The sequence below is a fragment of the Herbaspirillum sp. GW103 genome (assembly GCF_000261365.1).
Lineage (GTDB): Bacteria > Pseudomonadota > Gammaproteobacteria > Burkholderiales > Burkholderiaceae_D > Herbaspirillum.
In genome coordinates this window covers 420,374-436,141 of sequence record NZ_AJVC01000003.1, presented here as the reverse complement: position 1 = coordinate 436,141, position 15,768 = coordinate 420,374, and the positions used below count along the sequence as shown (strand labels likewise).

At 63.3% G+C, this 15,768-nt stretch carries 14 protein-coding genes; 2 read left to right on the top strand and 12 right to left on the bottom strand.

Features of this window, described 5'->3' with window-relative positions:
- Positions 1-6: 6 nt before the first annotated feature.
- The 8 genes from GWL_RS05445 to GWL_RS05410 form a co-directional block, all read right to left on the bottom strand.
- Positions 7-201 carry a DUF1289 domain-containing protein gene (locus GWL_RS05445; protein ID WP_008327546.1) on the bottom strand — a complete coding sequence of 65 codons (195 nt, stop codon included), beginning with the start codon at positions 199-201 and terminating at the stop codon, positions 7-9.
- Positions 202-468: 267 nt separating this feature from the next.
- Complete coding sequence (locus tag GWL_RS05440; protein WP_192811557.1) at positions 469-1,836, bottom strand: hemolysin family protein; 1,368 nt, start codon at positions 1,834-1,836, stop codon at positions 469-471.
- A 133-nt stretch (positions 1,837-1,969) separates the two neighbouring features.
- Positions 1,970-3,478: a sulfite reductase flavoprotein subunit alpha gene (locus tag GWL_RS05435; RefSeq protein ID WP_008327543.1), complete on the bottom strand. Its 1,509-nt coding sequence runs from the start codon at positions 3,476-3,478 to the stop codon at positions 1,970-1,972.
- Between the two features lie 5 nt (positions 3,479-3,483).
- Positions 3,484-4,491: an FAD:protein FMN transferase gene (locus GWL_RS05430; RefSeq protein ID WP_034350136.1), complete on the bottom strand. Its 1,008-nt coding sequence runs from the start codon at positions 4,489-4,491 to the stop codon at positions 3,484-3,486.
- A gap of 74 nt (positions 4,492-4,565) precedes the next feature.
- On the bottom strand, positions 4,566-5,396 hold the full coding sequence (locus tag GWL_RS05425; RefSeq protein ID WP_008327539.1) for a DUF4198 domain-containing protein: 831 nt from the start codon (positions 5,394-5,396) through the stop codon (positions 4,566-4,568).
- A gap of 64 nt (positions 5,397-5,460) precedes the next feature.
- Positions 5,461-6,006 (bottom strand): DUF2271 domain-containing protein, encoded by a 546-nt coding sequence (locus tag GWL_RS05420; RefSeq protein ID WP_008327538.1) that lies wholly within the window; start codon positions 6,004-6,006, stop codon positions 5,461-5,463.
- Between the two features lie 74 nt (positions 6,007-6,080).
- Complete coding sequence (locus GWL_RS05415; protein ID WP_008327536.1) at positions 6,081-6,749, bottom strand: PepSY-associated TM helix domain-containing protein; 669 nt, start codon at positions 6,747-6,749, stop codon at positions 6,081-6,083.
- Between the two features lie 209 nt (positions 6,750-6,958).
- The gene (locus GWL_RS05410; RefSeq protein WP_008327535.1) at positions 6,959-7,630 is read right to left on the bottom strand and encodes a glutathione S-transferase family protein; all 672 of its coding nucleotides are present in this window, start codon (positions 7,628-7,630) and stop codon (positions 6,959-6,961) included.
- Between the two features lie 58 nt (positions 7,631-7,688).
- Here GWL_RS05410 and GWL_RS05405 point away from each other — a divergent pair, with 58 nt between their 5' ends.
- Positions 7,689-9,131: a PLP-dependent aminotransferase family protein gene (locus GWL_RS05405; RefSeq protein WP_008327526.1), complete on the top strand. Its 1,443-nt coding sequence runs from the start codon at positions 7,689-7,691 to the stop codon at positions 9,129-9,131.
- A gap of 38 nt (positions 9,132-9,169) precedes the next feature.
- Here GWL_RS05405 and GWL_RS05400 read toward each other — a convergent pair whose 3' ends face one another.
- The 3 genes from GWL_RS05400 to GWL_RS05390 form a co-directional block, all read right to left on the bottom strand.
- On the bottom strand, positions 9,170-9,454 hold the full coding sequence (locus tag GWL_RS05400) for a helix-turn-helix domain-containing protein (RefSeq protein ID WP_008327525.1): 285 nt from the start codon (positions 9,452-9,454) through the stop codon (positions 9,170-9,172).
- Positions 9,455-9,465: 11 nt separating this feature from the next.
- Positions 9,466-11,793: an FdhF/YdeP family oxidoreductase gene (locus GWL_RS05395; protein ID WP_008327522.1), complete on the bottom strand. Its 2,328-nt coding sequence runs from the start codon at positions 11,791-11,793 to the stop codon at positions 9,466-9,468.
- 236 nt (positions 11,794-12,029) lie between these two features.
- Positions 12,030-12,518 (bottom strand): Lrp/AsnC ligand binding domain-containing protein, encoded by a 489-nt coding sequence (locus GWL_RS05390; RefSeq protein WP_034350541.1) that lies wholly within the window; start codon positions 12,516-12,518, stop codon positions 12,030-12,032.
- 151 nt (positions 12,519-12,669) lie between these two features.
- Here GWL_RS05390 and GWL_RS05385 point away from each other — a divergent pair, with 151 nt between their 5' ends.
- A complete protein-coding gene (locus tag GWL_RS05385) occupies positions 12,670-13,971 on the top strand; it encodes a D-amino acid dehydrogenase (RefSeq protein ID WP_008327519.1) in 1,302 nt (433 codons plus the stop codon).
- A gap of 93 nt (positions 13,972-14,064) precedes the next feature.
- Here the strand turns inward: GWL_RS05385 and GWL_RS05380 are convergent, their stop codons facing one another.
- Positions 14,065-15,759: a methyl-accepting chemotaxis protein gene (locus tag GWL_RS05380; protein ID WP_008327517.1), complete on the bottom strand. Its 1,695-nt coding sequence runs from the start codon at positions 15,757-15,759 to the stop codon at positions 14,065-14,067.
- Positions 15,760-15,768 lie beyond the last annotated feature (9 nt).

Genomic DNA, 15,768 nt, shown 5'->3' with positions numbered 1-15,768 from the left:
TGCGCCCTACTTCTTCTTCAATGCCTTCAGGCGCCTGGCAGCCAGCTCCACGGTGTGGAGCTGCTCCTTGCGCTTCATGGATTTCCAGTCCTTGATTTCCTCCCGGGTGCGGCCGCATCCGGTACAGACTTCGTGTTTGAGCTTGCACAGCGAGACACAGGGGCTCTTGACGTCTTTTCCCACTTCCGGTTTCCACTTCATTCATCTGCAGACACTCTCGACTGTACTGCAATGCTGCAAAGGCTGCTCACGCCGCGTCCAGACAAAAAAGCCCGCATCCTTGCGGATGCGGGCCAGCCCACGACTACCTCTGCTACGTTTTGCTACAGATTGCTACAGGTATCACAGCCGCCTGCTTTCCCCGAGTACCAGTCTTTCAAGCAAGCGACTGGACGGGAGTATCCAGATTTACACGGCCTTTGGGCATAGGAAAATTCTGAAAAATTGAAATGAATTTGTGGCGGGCTGCTATTCGGTTTTGCTCGCTTGCCGGTGTTGATCGGATTTGTCCGATTTGTCCGACTTGTCCGATTTTTCCGCCTTGTCCTGCTTGAAGCGCGTCACCAGCAACTGGTTGATGCGATTGCCCTCGATGTCCACCACCTCGAACTTGAAATCGGAAAAGAGCACGAAATCGGTCTTCTTGGGGATCTTGCGCAGCATGTACATGATGAAACCCGCGAGGGTTTCATAACCCACCGGATTGGGATATTCGTCGATGTCCAGCTCGTTCATCACATCATTCAAGGGCGTGAGACCATCCATGAGCCAGGAGTTTTCATCGCGTCGCACGATCTGCTGCTCTTCCTCGGTGATGGCCAGGAGATTACCCATGAGTACGCCCGTCACGTCGGTGATGCTGATGATGCCCACCACCAGTGCATATTCATTGACCACGATGGCCAGGTCTTCATCCATGGCCTTCATGCGTTCCAGCACTTCCCACAGGTTCAGCGAGTCGGGAATGGACAAGGGCGTATGTACCAGCCCCTTGTCGGTCAGGGAAAACTGTTCGCCCTTCAAGAGGCGCTTCAACACATCCTTGCTGTCGATATAGCCCAGCACCGCATCGATATGCCCATCGCAGACCAGGAAGCGCGAATGCGGATGGTCGATGATCTTCTGGCGGATCATGTCTTCGCTGTCGGTCAGCAGGAAATAGACGATGCTGTCACGCGGCGTCATGGCCGAGGGCACGTAGCGGCTTTCCAGTTCGAACACGTTCTCGATGAGGTGATGCTCCTGCGTGAGCAGCACACCGGCCTGGGCGCCGGCATCGACCATGGCGTGGATCTCGTTGGGCGTGATCACTTCCTGGCGCACCTGCGGCAGTCCGAACAGCGTGAAGATCCACTTCGACAGACTGTTGAAGAACCACACCAGGGGCTTGAAGATCGTCTCCAGCAGCAGCATGGGCTTGACCAGCGCCACCGCCGCGCGCTCGGGCGCGACCATGGCCAGGCGCTTGGGCATGAGGTCGGCAAAGAGGATGAAGAAGGCCGTCACCACCAGGAAGGACATGGCGAAGCTGGCATTTTCCAGCAGCGGGCCAGTATAGAAAGTGCTGATCAGCTCACGCATGTGCGGCGTGAGTGCGGGCTCACCCACCACCCCGCCCAGAATGGCCACGGCATTCAGGCCGATTTGCACTACCGTGAAGAAATTGCCCGGCTGGGCCTGCAAGGACAGGACGCGGTCGGCGTTCTGTACGCCTTCCTTGGACATCATTTCGAGACGGATCTTGCGCGAGGCGGCAATGGAGATCTCGGCGCAGGACAAAAAGGCGCTGACCACGACCAGGAGCAGGATCAGCAGCAGACTGGTGAATATGCTCATGTTGTTCATGTTGTTCTTATCTCATTGATTTGACGTGACATTCTCTCGCGCAACGGGGAGAAAAAGCAAATTTCACGCCAAACACGGATCAGATGAAGCCTTGTGCATGCCTGCCAGGCGTCCGCTCCCCGCCTCAATACACGTCGCGCCGATAACGGCCCTGCTCGGCCAGTGTCTGCAGGGCAGGTTCACCGAGGATCTCCTGCAAGGCCAGTGCCACGCCGCCGGCCATGCCCTGCAGGCTGCCGCAGACGTAGAGACTGGCGCCCTCCTGCACCCACTGCCGCAATGCGTCGGCGGCCTCGCGCACCTTGTCCTGCACGTAGATACGCTCGGGCTGGTCACGCGAGAACGCCAGGTCCAGCCGCTGCAACCAGCCCTGGGCCTGCCAGTCCAGCAGTTCCTGCTGATGGAAGAAGTCATGCTGGCGCGAACGCTCGCCGAACAGCAGCCAGTTGCGCCGCTGTCCGGCTGCCACGCGCTGGCGCAGATGCGCACGCAAGCCGGCCAGGCCGGTCCCGTTGCCGATCAGGATCAAGGGGCGATCATCGCCGGGACCGTGGAAACTGCCGTTGCTGCGCACGCGCAGGGCGATCTCCTGACCCGGCCGCGCATGCAGCCCCAGCCAGCCGGAGCCCAGGCCGGGGCGGCCATCGGGCAGGTGCATCAGGCGCACCATCAGTTCCAGCGCGCCATCGGCGGGCAGCGAGGCAATCGAGTAGGCACGATGCGGCAGCGCCGGCAAGGCTGCCAGCAATTCTTCATCGGGCAAGCTGCGCAATGCGGCGAGCTGGTCGGCCTCGTGCGGCAGCAGGCGAGTGGCCAGCGCAGCACGCAGGGACTCGCCCTGGCGCCCGATCGCATGCAGGAAGGCGTCCACGGCAGCCCCGCTGTTCTGCGGGCCGATCTCGGCGATATCGCCTGCCTGCCACTCTGGCGAGGGCAAGTCGAGCGGCGTCAGGCTCAGGTGAAACACCGGATCCCCCTGGCTGTCCGGATTGAGCACGCGCCGCCCGGCCAGACGCCAGCGGCCATAAGCGGGCGCGCTCCAGTCGGCTTCATCGCTGTGGCCGCTCAAGACACCCAGTTGATGCTGCCAGTGACGCAGCGCACCCTCGTCGCCGTTGTCGACCTCGATGGCATCGAATAGCGGCTGTGCGTGGCGGCGGCACAGCCAGGCGTGCAGCGCATGGCCGAACGCGCAGTATTGCTGATAGCTGCGGTCGCCCAGGGCCAGCACGCCGAAACGCAGGTCCGGCAAAGCGGCGCTGTCGCTGCTGCCCAGTTGCCGGGCCAGTGCGGAGGCATCATCGGGGGCGTCGCCCTCGCCTGTGGTGCTGGCCACGAACAGGGCCAGGCGCGTGGCTTGCAGATGGACATCGGTCAACTGTCCGGCAGGAAGCACGCACACCACCAGGCCACCTGCGCGCAAACTTTGCGCGGTCTGCCAGGCCAGTCGCTCAGCTGTACCGGTCTGGCTGGCAAAAACGACCAGTACGGTCTGCGGGCCAGTGGCCTGTACACTTCCCCACTCTGCTTGTCGACGCTGCTGCGCACGGCGATGGACGATGAAGGTCATCACGCAGAACACCAGGTAAGTCAGCGCCACCAGCGCGGCCATCAGGTAACGGGTCTGCATCATGCCGCTCACGCCAGCATGGCGGCCAGCGCCGGGGTCAGGCTTTCGCGGAAGCCATTGGCCTGGCGGCTGATGAACAGGGCGGCAACGCCGCGTTCACGGGCAAAGGACAGTCCGGCTTCTTCGCCCAGTACAGTGAGCACCGTCGCCAGCGCATCGGCCACCATACATTGCCGGTGCAGTACCGTAACAGAGGCCAGTGCAGTGCGCACCGGTGTACCGGTACGGGGATCGATGGTATGGGCAAGGCGCTGGCCGTCGCGGTCGATATAGCGACGATAGTCACCCGAGGTGGCGATGGCCAGGCCGTGCAGGGCCACCACCATGCCGGGATGATCATCCTGCGGCGGGCGTTCCAGCGCCACCCACCAGGGTTGGCCATCGGCCTTGACCCCTTCCCCCACCAGTTCCCCGCCCACCTCGGCCAGCCAGCTCACGCAAGCGCAGTCGCGCAGCGCCTGCGCCACCAGGTCCACTGCATACCCCTTGGCAATGCCGGAGAAATCCAGATGCACCCCGCCCGCCTGCTGCACCTGGCGCTGCGCCCGGTCGAGCAGGATGCGCTGCCAGCCGCAACGCTGGCGGGTGCGCTCCAGCAGCGCCGGTTGCGGCAGGCACAGGGCCTCCCGCGCAACGCTGCCGGCGCCGAAACCCCATAAATCCACCAGCGGACCGATGGTCGGATCGAAGGCGCCATCGCTGTCCACGGCCATGGTGAGCGCGGCATCCAGCACCGTGAAGAAGGCTTGCGGCAGCGCGTGCCAGCTGCCTGCCGGGGCGTGGTTGAAGCGGCTGATGAGGGAATCGGGCTCCCAGGTGCTCATCTCGTCGATGACCCGCTGCAACTGCGCCTCGATGGCTGCGGCAATGGTCTGCGGCGTGACGCTGCGCGGGGCCAGCGCCTGCACGCTCCAGGTGGTCCCCATGGTCTGCCCGGACAGGCGCCGGAGCGCCACATCGGGCGGCAGGATGGACGGGGCTTGCAGGTCGACGGGGATCAGGACGCGGTGGGACATCGTCATCTTCGGCAATGAAAACGGCGCCTGCAATACAGGCGCCATCGGGGTCAATCAAATGCAGTCAGGCGCGATCAGGGCAGCACTTCGACGGTCGCGATATAGGTCGCGCGACGCTGGGTCGCCTGCGGCAGCGAGGTCTTCTGGTCGGAGACGCTGGCTTCCATCCAGTACATGCCGGGACCTGCCCACTTCACGCTGAACTTGCCCTGGGCATCGGTCTTGAGCTTGGTGTCCTGCAGCTTGTCGCGGTAGCGGATGCCGCCGGGCACCAGCTCCACGTCCACATCCGACGCCGGCTTGCCGTCGAGCAGCAGCTGGAAGCTAGCGGTGTCGCCGACGACCAGGTCGGTGGGATGGGTCAGCGGTTGCAGCTCCAGGCCCACGCCGGTGGTGGCCAGCGCGGCCTGGCTCGGCTTGCCGGCCGTGACGAAGGTTTCCACGCGACTGTTCATCTGGGTCACCTTCAGGTCGGTGGCATTGGCCGGGATTTCCTTGGCCAGGGTCTCGGCGGTACCGCGCCAGCGTTTCTGCTGACCATCCACCTTGTAGCTGGCGAAGACGCCATGGTTGACCACGGCGATCTTGTAGGTACCCGGCTGGCTCAGTTGCACATCGAAGGTGCTGCGGTACTTGCCGGTAGAGGCATTGACGGCTTGCACCGGCTTGCCATCGGGACCGGTCACCACCAGCCCATCCAGGCGCAAGGGGAAGTGTTCGAAGTAGAACAGGTCATTGGAGACGGCGGCATCGACCGTGACCCAGGCTTGATTGCCCGAGAGAACGGTGGCCGAGGGCAGCAGCCACTGGCGGTGGGCATGGGCCGACAGTGGCAGGCTCATGGCCAGGGCCAGGGCGGCGATCTTCATGGAGCGAGCAGCGAAATGCGGGAGGGATAACGACATGGCAGCTTCCTTGTTCTGATTGATCTGATTGTTCTGGTGAGGAAATCAAAGCGGGTGGACGGGATCAGGGCTTCAGGTCCAACGTCACGGCCCCCAATTCGCTGCTGCCCTGAGCCTTGGCGCTCTGGGTCGACTTGGGCGGCCACTGGAACGGCAGCTTCACCAGTTCGCGGCCACCGACTTCACGCGCGGCTTCGACCATGAGCACGTAGTCGCCGGGAGCGAGGTTGGCGATCGGTCCCTTGCCGGAGCCGAAATTGAGTTTCTGTTCACCCGGGGCGCGGGTGGCACCGCTGACGCCATCGATGGGCATCTGCTGCTCGCGCCCGCTGCGACGCCACCACTGGCGCATGTCCTTCAACCACTTTTCGCCTTCCTTGTCCTTTTTCTTCATGTCGTACCAGACCGCCAGGTTGGCGGCCACGCTCTGGTCGGCACGCTCGATCCAGGCGGCCAGATAGGGACGGTGATACTCGGCCACGTTCAGGGTCGGGATATCGATCCGGAGAGTCATCTCCGCTGCACCGGCCGGGGCGGCAGCGGCAAACAGCGCCGCCATGGCCAGGGCCAGGGCAGTCGGTTTCAACAGGGCGGACTTGCTACGCTTCATGGGACCTCGCTAAAGAAGACAGAATGATTGGCTGCAAGCCGCAAGAGCTTGTCTGGCTGAGGGAAACGACGAATTCAGTGAATGAAGAGCAGCGCCAGCAGCAAGGGCGCCACCAGCCCCAGCGCCACCAGCGGCCAGGTCGCCGGGCGCTTGCCGGCGTGCATCTGCAGCAGGAACAGGCCGGTGATGCAGAACACCAGGCAGGCCACCGCAAACACATCGATGAACCAGCTCCAGGCCACGCCGGTATTGCGGCCCTTGTGCAGATCGTTGAAGTAGGAGATCCAGCCGCGGTCGGTCTTTTCGTATTCGACCTGACCATCCTCCAGCCCCACCCGCAGCCAGGCATCGCCGCCCGGTCGCGGCAGGGCCACGTAGAGCTCGTCGGCCGACCATTCGGCGTCGTGATGATCGACGCTCACCGCCAGCTCGCGCTCGGTCCAGTCACGCAGGGCCGCAGGCAGTGGCGACTTGCTGGCGCCGTTGGCATCGGCCGCTTCAGCCTGTTGGCGCAGCGATGCCAACAGGGGCGCGGGCAGCGTGGCCTTGCGATGGGTGACCTGGGGCTTGGCCTCGATCTGGGCGGCGTGGTTCAGCGTCAGCCCGGTGGCCGCGAAGACCAGCATGGCCACCAGGCAGATACCGGAACTGATCCAGTGCCACTGGTGCAGCTGCTTGAGCCAGAAGGCGCGACGTTTCTGGTCGGCGACGACGGGGAGCGAATGGGCGGCAACGGGCTTCATGAGACGGCAGCGAGGTCGGGAAAGAGAACGGCACGAGGATGGGCAGCCCCGCACCAAATAATAATAATTCTCAATTATATCTGGACTCATCCTTGCATCGCCAGCCATAGCAAGCACTTTTACTTTGCGATACATGAAGATACAAAAACGGCATCCCGCCCCACCGCAGTGGAAGGAGATGCCGTCAGGACTGCAATGCGAGGCGTGATTCAGCGCAGCAGCTCGTACGGTCCGCCCTTCTCCAACGCACGCTGATAGGCCGGCCGCGCGTGGATGGCTTCAAGGAACTTGAGCAGGTTGGGAGAGCGCCCATCCAGCCCGCCGCGCGCCCGCATGCCTTCCACCACGAAACTCATCTGGATGTCCGCGCCGCTCAGGGTCTGGCCGGCGAACCAGCCATCCTTGCCCAGTTCGGCTTCCATGTAGCGCATCTGGCGCTCGATCTGCGGCGCCACCAGGCGGCTGCGCATGCCGGTGGAGAGCATGTTGGCAATCGGACGGATCAGGGCCGGCACGGCCTTGGGCATCTTGCTGAAGATCAACCCCAGCAGCAGCCAGGGCATGGCCGAGCCCTCGGCGAAGTGCAGCCAGTAGCGGTAGCGCAGGCGCTCGGGGGTACCGGCTGCGGGCAGCAGGCCGCTGTCGGCACCATAGCGCTCCAGCAGGTACTCGACGATGTTGCCCGATTCGGCAATGGTCAGATCGCCATCGGTGATGACCGGGGATTTGCCCAGCGGATGCACCTTCAGCAGTTCCGGCGGGGCCAGCATGGTCTTGGGGTCGCGCTGGTAGAACTTGATCTCGTAGTCCAGGCCCAGCTCTTCGAGCAGCCACAGCACGCGCTGGGAGCGGGAGTTGTTCAGGTGATGCACGGTGATCATGGCGGCGTCCTTGTAGAATGCGGGGCTAGAACTCTAACATTGACCCGATCCCCACTCCATGGCCGTCACGCCTCTTTACAAACAATTTGCCGACCAGCTCGCGGCCTCCATCCGCGACGGCGTGCTGCGCCCGGGCGAGCGCATCGCTTCGGTACGCATCGCCAGCCAGCAGCACAAGGTCAGCGTCACTACCGTGGTGCGCGCCTACGAACTGCTGGAAAGCCGCGGCATCATCGAGAGCCAGCCGCAGTCCGGCTATTTCGTGCGCGAGCAGGCCGAGGCCGTTCCCCGCCCGGTCATCAGGCCGCCCTCGCAGGCCGATCACCCGGCATGGCAGGAATCCACCGAAGTCGACGTCAGCCGCCTGGTGCTGGCTACGCTCAAGACCATCCAGCAGGATGGCACCGTGCCGCTGGGCTCACCCTATCCCAATCCGGCGCTGTTCCCTTCGCACCGGCTGGCGCAATACGCCGGCCGCATCGCGCGTCACGCCAGCCAGTCCAGCGTGTTCGACGACCTGCCGCCGGGACATCCCGACCTGCTGCGCCAGATCGCCCGGCGCTATCTGGAAAACGGACTCAAGGTCGATCCCGAGGAAATCGTCGTCACCGTCGGCGCCACCGAGGCCATCAATCTCTGCCTGCAAGCCGTGGCCCGTCCCGGCGACACGATTGCGGTGGAGACGCCGACCTTCTACGCCATGCTGCACGCCATCGAACGTCTGGGCATGCGGGCACTGGAGATCCCGACCGATCCGCAACGCGGCATCGACGTGGGGGTGCTGGAAGAACGAATGAAGACGCAACCGGTGGCGGCCTGCATGGTGATGCCCAACTTCCAGAACCCGCTGGGCTTCCAGATGCCGGACAGCGAAAAGGAAAGACTGGTGCGCCTGGCCGAACAGCACCAGATGCCGCTGATCGAAAACGCCGTCTACAGCGAACTGTATTACGGCAATGCCCATCCTTCTTCGCTGAAGAACTACGACCGCGAAGGGCTGGTGCTGCACTGCTCGTCCTTCTCCAAGAGCCTGACCTCAGCGCATCGCATCGGCTGGGCCATGCCGGGACGCTATCGGGCGCAGGTCGAGAAACTCAAGTTTCTCAACACGCTGGCCACCCCGACGGCGCCGCAGCGCGCGATTGCCGAATACCTGACGCAGGGCGGCTATGAGCGCCACCTGCGACGCGTACGCCGCGCCTTCGCCCAGCAGCGCGACATGATGCGGCATTTCGTGCTGCGCTTCTTCCCGGCGGGCACGCAGGTGTCCGAGCCGCAAGGCGGGTATGTGCTGTGGGTGGAATTGCCGCACCGGGTCGATGCGATGGAGTTGTATCGCCGCAGCCTGGCGCTGGGGATCACGGTGGCACCGGGGCGCATCTTTGCGGCGACCAACCGGTACAGTCACTTCATTCGCTTGAATTACAGCTATGCCTGGTCGAAGGAAACCGAGCAGGCCTTGAAGCTGGTGGGGAAACTGGTGGAAGAACTGGCGGGGTGAGTGTGCGGCGCGCCTGATCGGTGCACCGCAAACCGCATTTACTGAGGCGACACCAGCAAGCTCACGCTGCCGGTCCCATCCTCATTCATCTCGACCTTCACCACACCAGCCTCTTCCAGCGCCGAGAGAAACCGCCGCAAGGTACTCATGCGCAATTGCGTGCGCTTGGACAAGCGCGCCAGCGACAGCGCCCCGCCCTCTTTCTCTTCGGCATCGGCCTGCAGGGTTTCGACGATCAGCAGCACTTCGGGCGGCACGCCCATCTGCTGCGCGCGGGCCTGCAAATCCGCATCCTGCGGGGCGGACATTTCGATGATGCTCATGTCCGCCTCCATCACGCCGCCGAACGCTGTACCGCCGAACGCGACAACAGCACCGGAATGGACTTGGAAGTAGGCGTACGCGCCTTGTCGGCAAAGCTTTCCAGCGGCACCAGCGGGTTGGTCTCGGGATAGTAACTGCCGATACAACCGCGCGGAATGTCATATTCCACCAGCAGGAAACCATCGGCGCGGCGCTCCACGCCGTCATCCCAGACGCTGGTGATGTCGACCCATTCACCATCCTTCAAACCCAGCATCTGCAGGTCCGCCGGGTTGATGAAGACCACGCGGCGCTGGCCAAACACGCCGCGATAACGGTCGTCCATGCCATAGATGGTGGTGTTGTACTGGTCGTGCGAACGGGTGGTCATCAGGGTCAAGAGCTTCTCGCCATGGATCGCGCGGGCGCGATGGATGGGCGTGTCCTTGGGGATCTCATGGACGATGAAGTTGGCCTTGCCGCTGCCGGTCTTCCAGACGCGGTCGCGCGAGGCCACGCCCAGGTGGAAGCCGCCCGGATTGGCGATGCGTTCGTTGTAGCCCTTGAAGGCGTCATATACCTTCTCGATGGCATCGCGGATGCGCGAATAATCCTCGGCGTACCACAGCCAGTCGATCTTCGGACCATTGTTGCGCGACTTCATGGTGGCTTCGGCCAGGTGCGCCACGATGGCCGTCTCCGACATCAGGTGTTCGGAAGCCGGCTTGTTGATGCCGTAGGAGACGTGCACCATGCTCATCGAATCTTCCACCGTCACGCCTTGCGGACCGGACTTTTGCAGGTCGATCTCGGTGCGGCCCATGGTCGGCAGGATCAGCGCATCGCGGCCATGCACCAGGTGGCTGCGGTTGAGCTTGGTGGTGATGTGCACCGTCAGGTTGCAGGAGCGCATGGCCTCGAAGGTGCGCGGGGTGTCGGGCGTGGCCATGGCGAAATTGCCACCCAGACCGATGAAGACCTTGGTGCGGCCTTCCAGCATGGCCATGACCGAACCCACGGTGTCATTGCCGTGATGGCGCGGGGCCTTGAAACCGAACACCTGTTCCAGACGATCCAGGAAGGCCGGGGTCGGTTTCTCGTCGATGCCGACCGTGCGGTCACCCTGCACGTTGGAGTGGCCGCGCACCGGGCACAGCCCGGCGCCCCGACGACCGATGTTCCCGCGCAGCATCATCATGTTTGACAGCAGCTGAATGGTAGCCACCGCGTACTTGTGCTGGGTCAGGCCCATGCCCCAGGTGGCGATCACGGCCTTGCCCTTGACGTAGACCTGGGCCAGTTTCTCGATGTCCTCGCGCGAGACGCCGGACTCGGCGACGATGTCGTCCCAGCTTTCGGCGCGCGCCTGGGCGGCGAATTCCTCGAAGCCGGCCGTGTGTTCCTCGATGAACTTCACGTCGATGACGCGCTCTGTACCGGCCACCTTGGCCGCGTCATCCAGTTCGATGGTGCGCTTGATGACGCCCTTGATCAGCGCCAGATCGCCCCCCAGCGTGGGGTGGATGAACATGGAACTGATGCGGGTGCTGCCCATGGTCAGCATCTCGACCTTGCTCTGCGGATCGGCAAAGCGTTCCAGACCGCGTTCCTTCAAGGGGTTGATGGCCACGATGGTGGCACCGCGCTTGGAAGCGTGGCGCAGCTCGCCCATCATGCGCGGGTGATTGGTGGCCGGGTTCTGGCCGAACAGCAGCAGCGTGTCGCAATGATCGAAGTCTTCCAGCAGCACCGTGCCCTTGCCGATGCCGACCGTGCCCGGCAGGCCCACGCTGGTGGGCTCGTGGCACATGTTGGAGCAGTCGGGGAAATTGTTGGTACCGTACTGGCGCACGAACAGCTGGAACAGGAAGGCCGCTTCGTTGCTGGCGCGGCCGGATACATAGAAGTCAGCCATGTCCGGATCGGGCAAGGCGTTCAGGTGCTTGGCCATCAGCTCGAAGGCGGCGGACCAGTCGATCTTCTTGTACTTGTCGGTGGCGGCGTCGTACACCATGGGATGGGTCAGGCGGCCGTGTTCTTCCAGCTCGTAATCCGATTGCTGCATCAGCTCGGTGACGGTGTGCTTCTCGAAGAACTCGGGGGTGACGCGCTTCTTGGTGGCTTCGGCGGCCACGGCCTTGACGCCGTTTTCGCAGAATTCGAAGGTGGAGGTGTGTTCGCGGTCCGGCCATGCGCAACCGGGGCAATCAAAGCCGTCAGGCTGGTTCTGCGACAACAGGGTACGCAAGCCCTTGCCGTCGGCCACGTGTTCCTTGACCAGGTTCAGCGCCACGTATTTCAGTGCGCCCCAGCCGCCTGCGGGTTGATTGTATTGCTCGATTCTTGGTTTGGAAGGCATGATGTCTCGGGTCGGAGTGGAGTCCAGTGTAGGTGAAGTCTAGGTCACACACGTCCCAACCGGAATGCACAGGAAGACACGACGGATTCAAGCACAGTGCCTGTCAAGCCGCGCACGCAAGGACATGGCAGCTATCTGTACTGTAGTGACTGATGCTGGTGTCTGCTTTGCGTACCGGAACTGTCCGGCCACTGTACTGTTATCCGTACGTCAATCTGTACAGGCCTCTGCCGGGCTCAATCATCCAGCGGCAGCGCCAGGGTTTCCTTGATCTCTTCCATCACCACATAGCTCTTGGACTGCGCCGCCCCGGGCAGTTGCAGCAGGATGTCGCCGAGCAGCTTGCGGTATTCGGCCATGCCGCGGATGCGCGCCTTGATGAGGTAGTCGAAGTCGCCCGAGACCAGGTGACACTCCTGCACCTCGGGAATGCGCAGCACCTCACGGCGGAACTGTTCGAACATGTTGCCGGACTTGTGGTTGAGCGTGATTTCCACGAACACCAGCAAGGTCGCCCCCAATGACTCCGGATTGACGCGCGCGTAATACCCGCTGATGACGCCATCGCGCTCCATGCGCCTGACCCGTTCGATGCAGGGCGTGACCGACAGGCCGACCTGCTCGCCCAGTTCCTTCATGGAGATGCGGCCATCCTTTTGCAGCACCGCCAGGATGCGATGATCGAGTTTGTCGAGGGTGCGGACGGACTGTTGCTGAGTTCTCATGAAATTTTCCCGTTTCAGCGCCATTTTCATGAATCGTTCATGAAATCAGCCATAAATACGCGAACAAACACTGCTTATTCACCCATATGATAGCTGAATCTTCTAATCCACCAGCCTATTGCAGCGGCATCATCAACACGGGGAGTTCAGCATGCGCGTCGTCATTCTTGGAAGCGGTGTCATCGGGGTCACCAGCGCCTGGTATCTGGCCAGGGCCGGCCACGACGTGACCGTGCTGGACCGCCAGCCCGGCCCCGCGCTGGAGACCTCCTTCGGCAATGCCGGCCAGATTTCCCCCGGCTACGCTTCACCGTGGGCTGCACCCGGCATTCCGCTCAAGGCCATCAAGTGGATGTTCCAGGAACACGCCCCGCTGGCCATCCGCCCGGACGGCACCCTCAATCAACTGCGCTGGATGTGGCAGATGCTGCGCAACTGCAATGCCGACAGCTACGCCGTCAACAAGGAACGCATGGTGCGCTTGGCCGAATACAGCCGCGACTGCCTGCGCGACCTGCGCGCCGACGTCGGCATCCCCTATGAAGGCCGCCAGCAAGGCACGCTGCAACTGTTCCGCTCGCAGGAGCAGCTCGATGGCGCCGCCAAGGACATCGCCGTGCTGCAGGAAGCCGGTGTCCCCTTCGAACTGCTGACGCCCGGGCAACTGGGCGGCGCCGAACCGGCACTGGAAAAAGTCCGCGGCAAGCTCACCGGCGGCCTGCGCCTGCCCAACGATGAAACCGGCGACTGCCAGCTCTTCACCACGCGCTTGGCGCAGATGGCCGAGCAACTGGGCGTGAAGTTCCGCTATGGCGTCTCCATCGACGCCCTCACCATGGCCGGTGGCAAGATCGCCGGCGTGGTCTGCGGCAAGGAACTGGTACAAGCCGACAGCTACGTGGTGGCCCTCGGTCCCTACTCGCCGCAGATGTTGCGCGAGGTGCCGGGGCTGCCTGCCATTCCGGTGTATCCGCTCAAGGGTTACTCGATCACCGTACCGATCACCGATGCCTCGGCCGCTCCGGTCTCGACCATTCTTGATGAGACCTACAAGATCGCCGTTACCCGTTTCGACGACCGCATCCGCGTGGGCGGCATGGCCGAGATCGTCGGCTATGACACGGCCCTCAAGGCCAAGCGACGCGCCACGCTGGAACTGGTGGTCAACGACCTCTTCCCCGGTGCCGGTGATACCAGTCAAGCCAGCTTCTGGACCGGGCTGCGCCCGATGACGCCGGACGGCACGCCGGTGGTCGGTGCCACGCCAGTGTCGAACCTGTACATCAACACCGGCCACGGCACGCTGGGCTGGACCATGTCCTGCGGCTCGGGCCAGTTGCTGGCCGACCTGATCTCGGGCCGCCGCCCCGCCATCGCCCATGAAGACCTGTCGGTAGCGCGCTACCTGTCCTCGGGCGGCCACGTGCAGACACCGCGCCTGGCAGGCGCCTGATGAGCGAACGGGTCCATCCTCGATAGTCTCTTCTGCATCCCTCGCAGAATGGTTGGCCGGAGTGAATTGCTCCGGCCTTTTTTATGCGTGCGGTCAGGTCAGCGACAGCGCAGCCGGTGCAGCCGAAATCACGGGTGCTGCCGAAATCACGGGTGCTGCCGAAATCACGGGTGCTGCCGAAATCACGGGTGCTGCCGAAATCACGGGTGCTGCCGCGCCCGTCTCACCGGGCAGTCTGAAGGACTGCATCAGCGTAACCAATTTGCTGGCCTGAGCGCTCAGGCTTTCCGCTGCGGCGGCGGATTGCTCCACCAATGCCGCGTTCTGCTGGGTCACATCGTCGAGTTGCTCCACGGCGGTGCCGACCTGGGAAATGCCCTGGGTCTGCTCCTGAGTGGACACACCAATCTCGCCGACCAGCGCCGCCACCTGACGCACCTGCGTCACCACACCTCCGATGGCCTCCGATGCCTCCTGCACCTTGGCATAACCGCTGTCCACCTTGCTCACGCTCTCCTCGATGAGGATCTTGATTTCGCGCGCAGCCTGGGCTGAGCGATGGGCCAGCGTGCGCACCTCCGACGCCACCACGGCAAATCCGCGCCCCTGCTCGCCGGCGCGCGCCGCCTCCACCGCCGCATTGAGCGCCAGAATATTGGTCTGGAAGGCAATGCCATCGATCACCGTGATGATCTCCTTGATGCGCGCCGAACTGGAGGCGATGTCGCCCATCAGCGCCACCACGCCCGCCACCGCTTCGCCGCCCTGGCTGGCGGCATGGCTCACCGCATCGGCACGCTGCACGGCCTGACCCACAGTCTGTGCGTTGTGCCTGACCGAGCCGGTCAGTTGCTCCATGGACGCCGCCGTTTCCTCCAGATTGGAAGCCTGTTCTTCGGTGCGCTGGCTCAGATTCAGATTGCCGTCGGCGATCTCGGAGGCGCCGGTATCGATGGCGTGGCAGCTTTTGTAGACCTCCTGCACCAGATGCGACAGACGCAAGCGCATGCCTTCCATGGCAGCCAGCAGGCTGTGACGGTCCCCCTCACGCAAGCGCACCGCACTGGCCAGATCGCCCTGCGCGATGGTCTGCGCCACTTCCATCGCATAACGCGGCTCGCCGCCCAGCTGGCGCGTGATCGAGCGCTGGATCAGCGCCGCGAAGGCCAGCCCCAGCACCACCATCGCGCCCAGCAAGGCCACCAGATACCAGGCTGTGCGTTCGACGCTTGCAGCCGAACGATCGATGTGGTCCTGCACCGCCTGGTCATAGATCTTGACGATCTTCAAGAAGACGTCGCGCAGCTTGACGTGCGCCGGATCGGTATTCTTCTGCAACTCGGCCAGCGCGCCTGCGGTATCGCCCTGGTCCGCCTTTTCCATCAAGGTCTGGAACGACTGACGATATACCGGCCAGGCCTGGTTCAGGGTCGCCACCAGCGGCTCCAGTTCGGGAGTCTTTTCAGCCCGCTGCAGATAATCAAAGGCAGCCTGGATCTGTGCTTCCGCCTTTTGATTGAAAGCCCGCGTACCGGCGCGGGAATTGGGGTCTCCCACATTCGGATAGAGGTAGGAATAACCGCGCCGGAAGTGGATCGCCATAGCCAGAGCGGCGGTATTGAGCGTCTGCATCGGCGCCACCTGCTCCTTGTACATCTGGCGCTCCTGGGCGCTGATGCTGCGCAGACTGAGGATGCTCCAGCTCACCATGAACAGCATGGCGACCAGGAATAAAGCGGACAGCAAGGCCAGCCGCGCAGACACGCGCAGCGATTGCAGAAATGACATGGTGAATCA

What these genes read in the sequence shown, in the direction of transcription:
- GWL_RS05445 (WP_008327546.1), bottom strand. Translation starts at nt 201, where the DNA reads ATGAAGTGGAAACCGGAAGTGGGAAAAGACGTCAAGAGCCCCTGTGTC.
- GWL_RS05440 (WP_192811557.1), bottom strand. Translation starts at nt 1,836, where the DNA reads ATGAGCATATTCACCAGTCTGCTGCTGATCCTGCTCCTGGTCGTGGTC.
- GWL_RS05435 (WP_008327543.1), bottom strand. Translation starts at nt 3,478, where the DNA reads ATGATGCAGACCCGTTACCTGATGGCCGCGCTGGTGGCGCTGACTTAC.
- GWL_RS05430 (WP_034350136.1), bottom strand. Translation starts at nt 4,491, where the DNA reads ATGTCCCACCGCGTCCTGATCCCCGTCGACCTGCAAGCCCCGTCCATC.
- GWL_RS05425 (WP_008327539.1), bottom strand. Translation starts at nt 5,396, where the DNA reads ATGTCGTTATCCCTCCCGCATTTCGCTGCTCGCTCCATGAAGATCGCC.
- GWL_RS05420 (WP_008327538.1), bottom strand. Translation starts at nt 6,006, where the DNA reads ATGAAGCGTAGCAAGTCCGCCCTGTTGAAACCGACTGCCCTGGCCCTG.
- GWL_RS05415 (WP_008327536.1), bottom strand. Translation starts at nt 6,749, where the DNA reads ATGAAGCCCGTTGCCGCCCATTCGCTCCCCGTCGTCGCCGACCAGAAA.
- GWL_RS05410 (WP_008327535.1), bottom strand. Translation starts at nt 7,630, where the DNA reads ATGATCACCGTGCATCACCTGAACAACTCCCGCTCCCAGCGCGTGCTG.
- GWL_RS05405 (WP_008327526.1), top strand. Translation starts at nt 7,689, where the DNA reads ATGGCCGTCACGCCTCTTTACAAACAATTTGCCGACCAGCTCGCGGCC.
- GWL_RS05400 (WP_008327525.1), bottom strand. Translation starts at nt 9,454, where the DNA reads ATGAGCATCATCGAAATGTCCGCCCCGCAGGATGCGGATTTGCAGGCC.
- GWL_RS05395 (WP_008327522.1), bottom strand. Translation starts at nt 11,793, where the DNA reads ATGCCTTCCAAACCAAGAATCGAGCAATACAATCAACCCGCAGGCGGC.
- GWL_RS05390 (WP_034350541.1), bottom strand. Translation starts at nt 12,518, where the DNA reads ATGAGAACTCAGCAACAGTCCGTCCGCACCCTCGACAAACTCGATCAT.
- GWL_RS05385 (WP_008327519.1), top strand. Translation starts at nt 12,670, where the DNA reads ATGCGCGTCGTCATTCTTGGAAGCGGTGTCATCGGGGTCACCAGCGCC.
- GWL_RS05380 (WP_008327517.1), bottom strand. Translation starts at nt 15,759, where the DNA reads ATGTCATTTCTGCAATCGCTGCGCGTGTCTGCGCGGCTGGCCTTGCTG.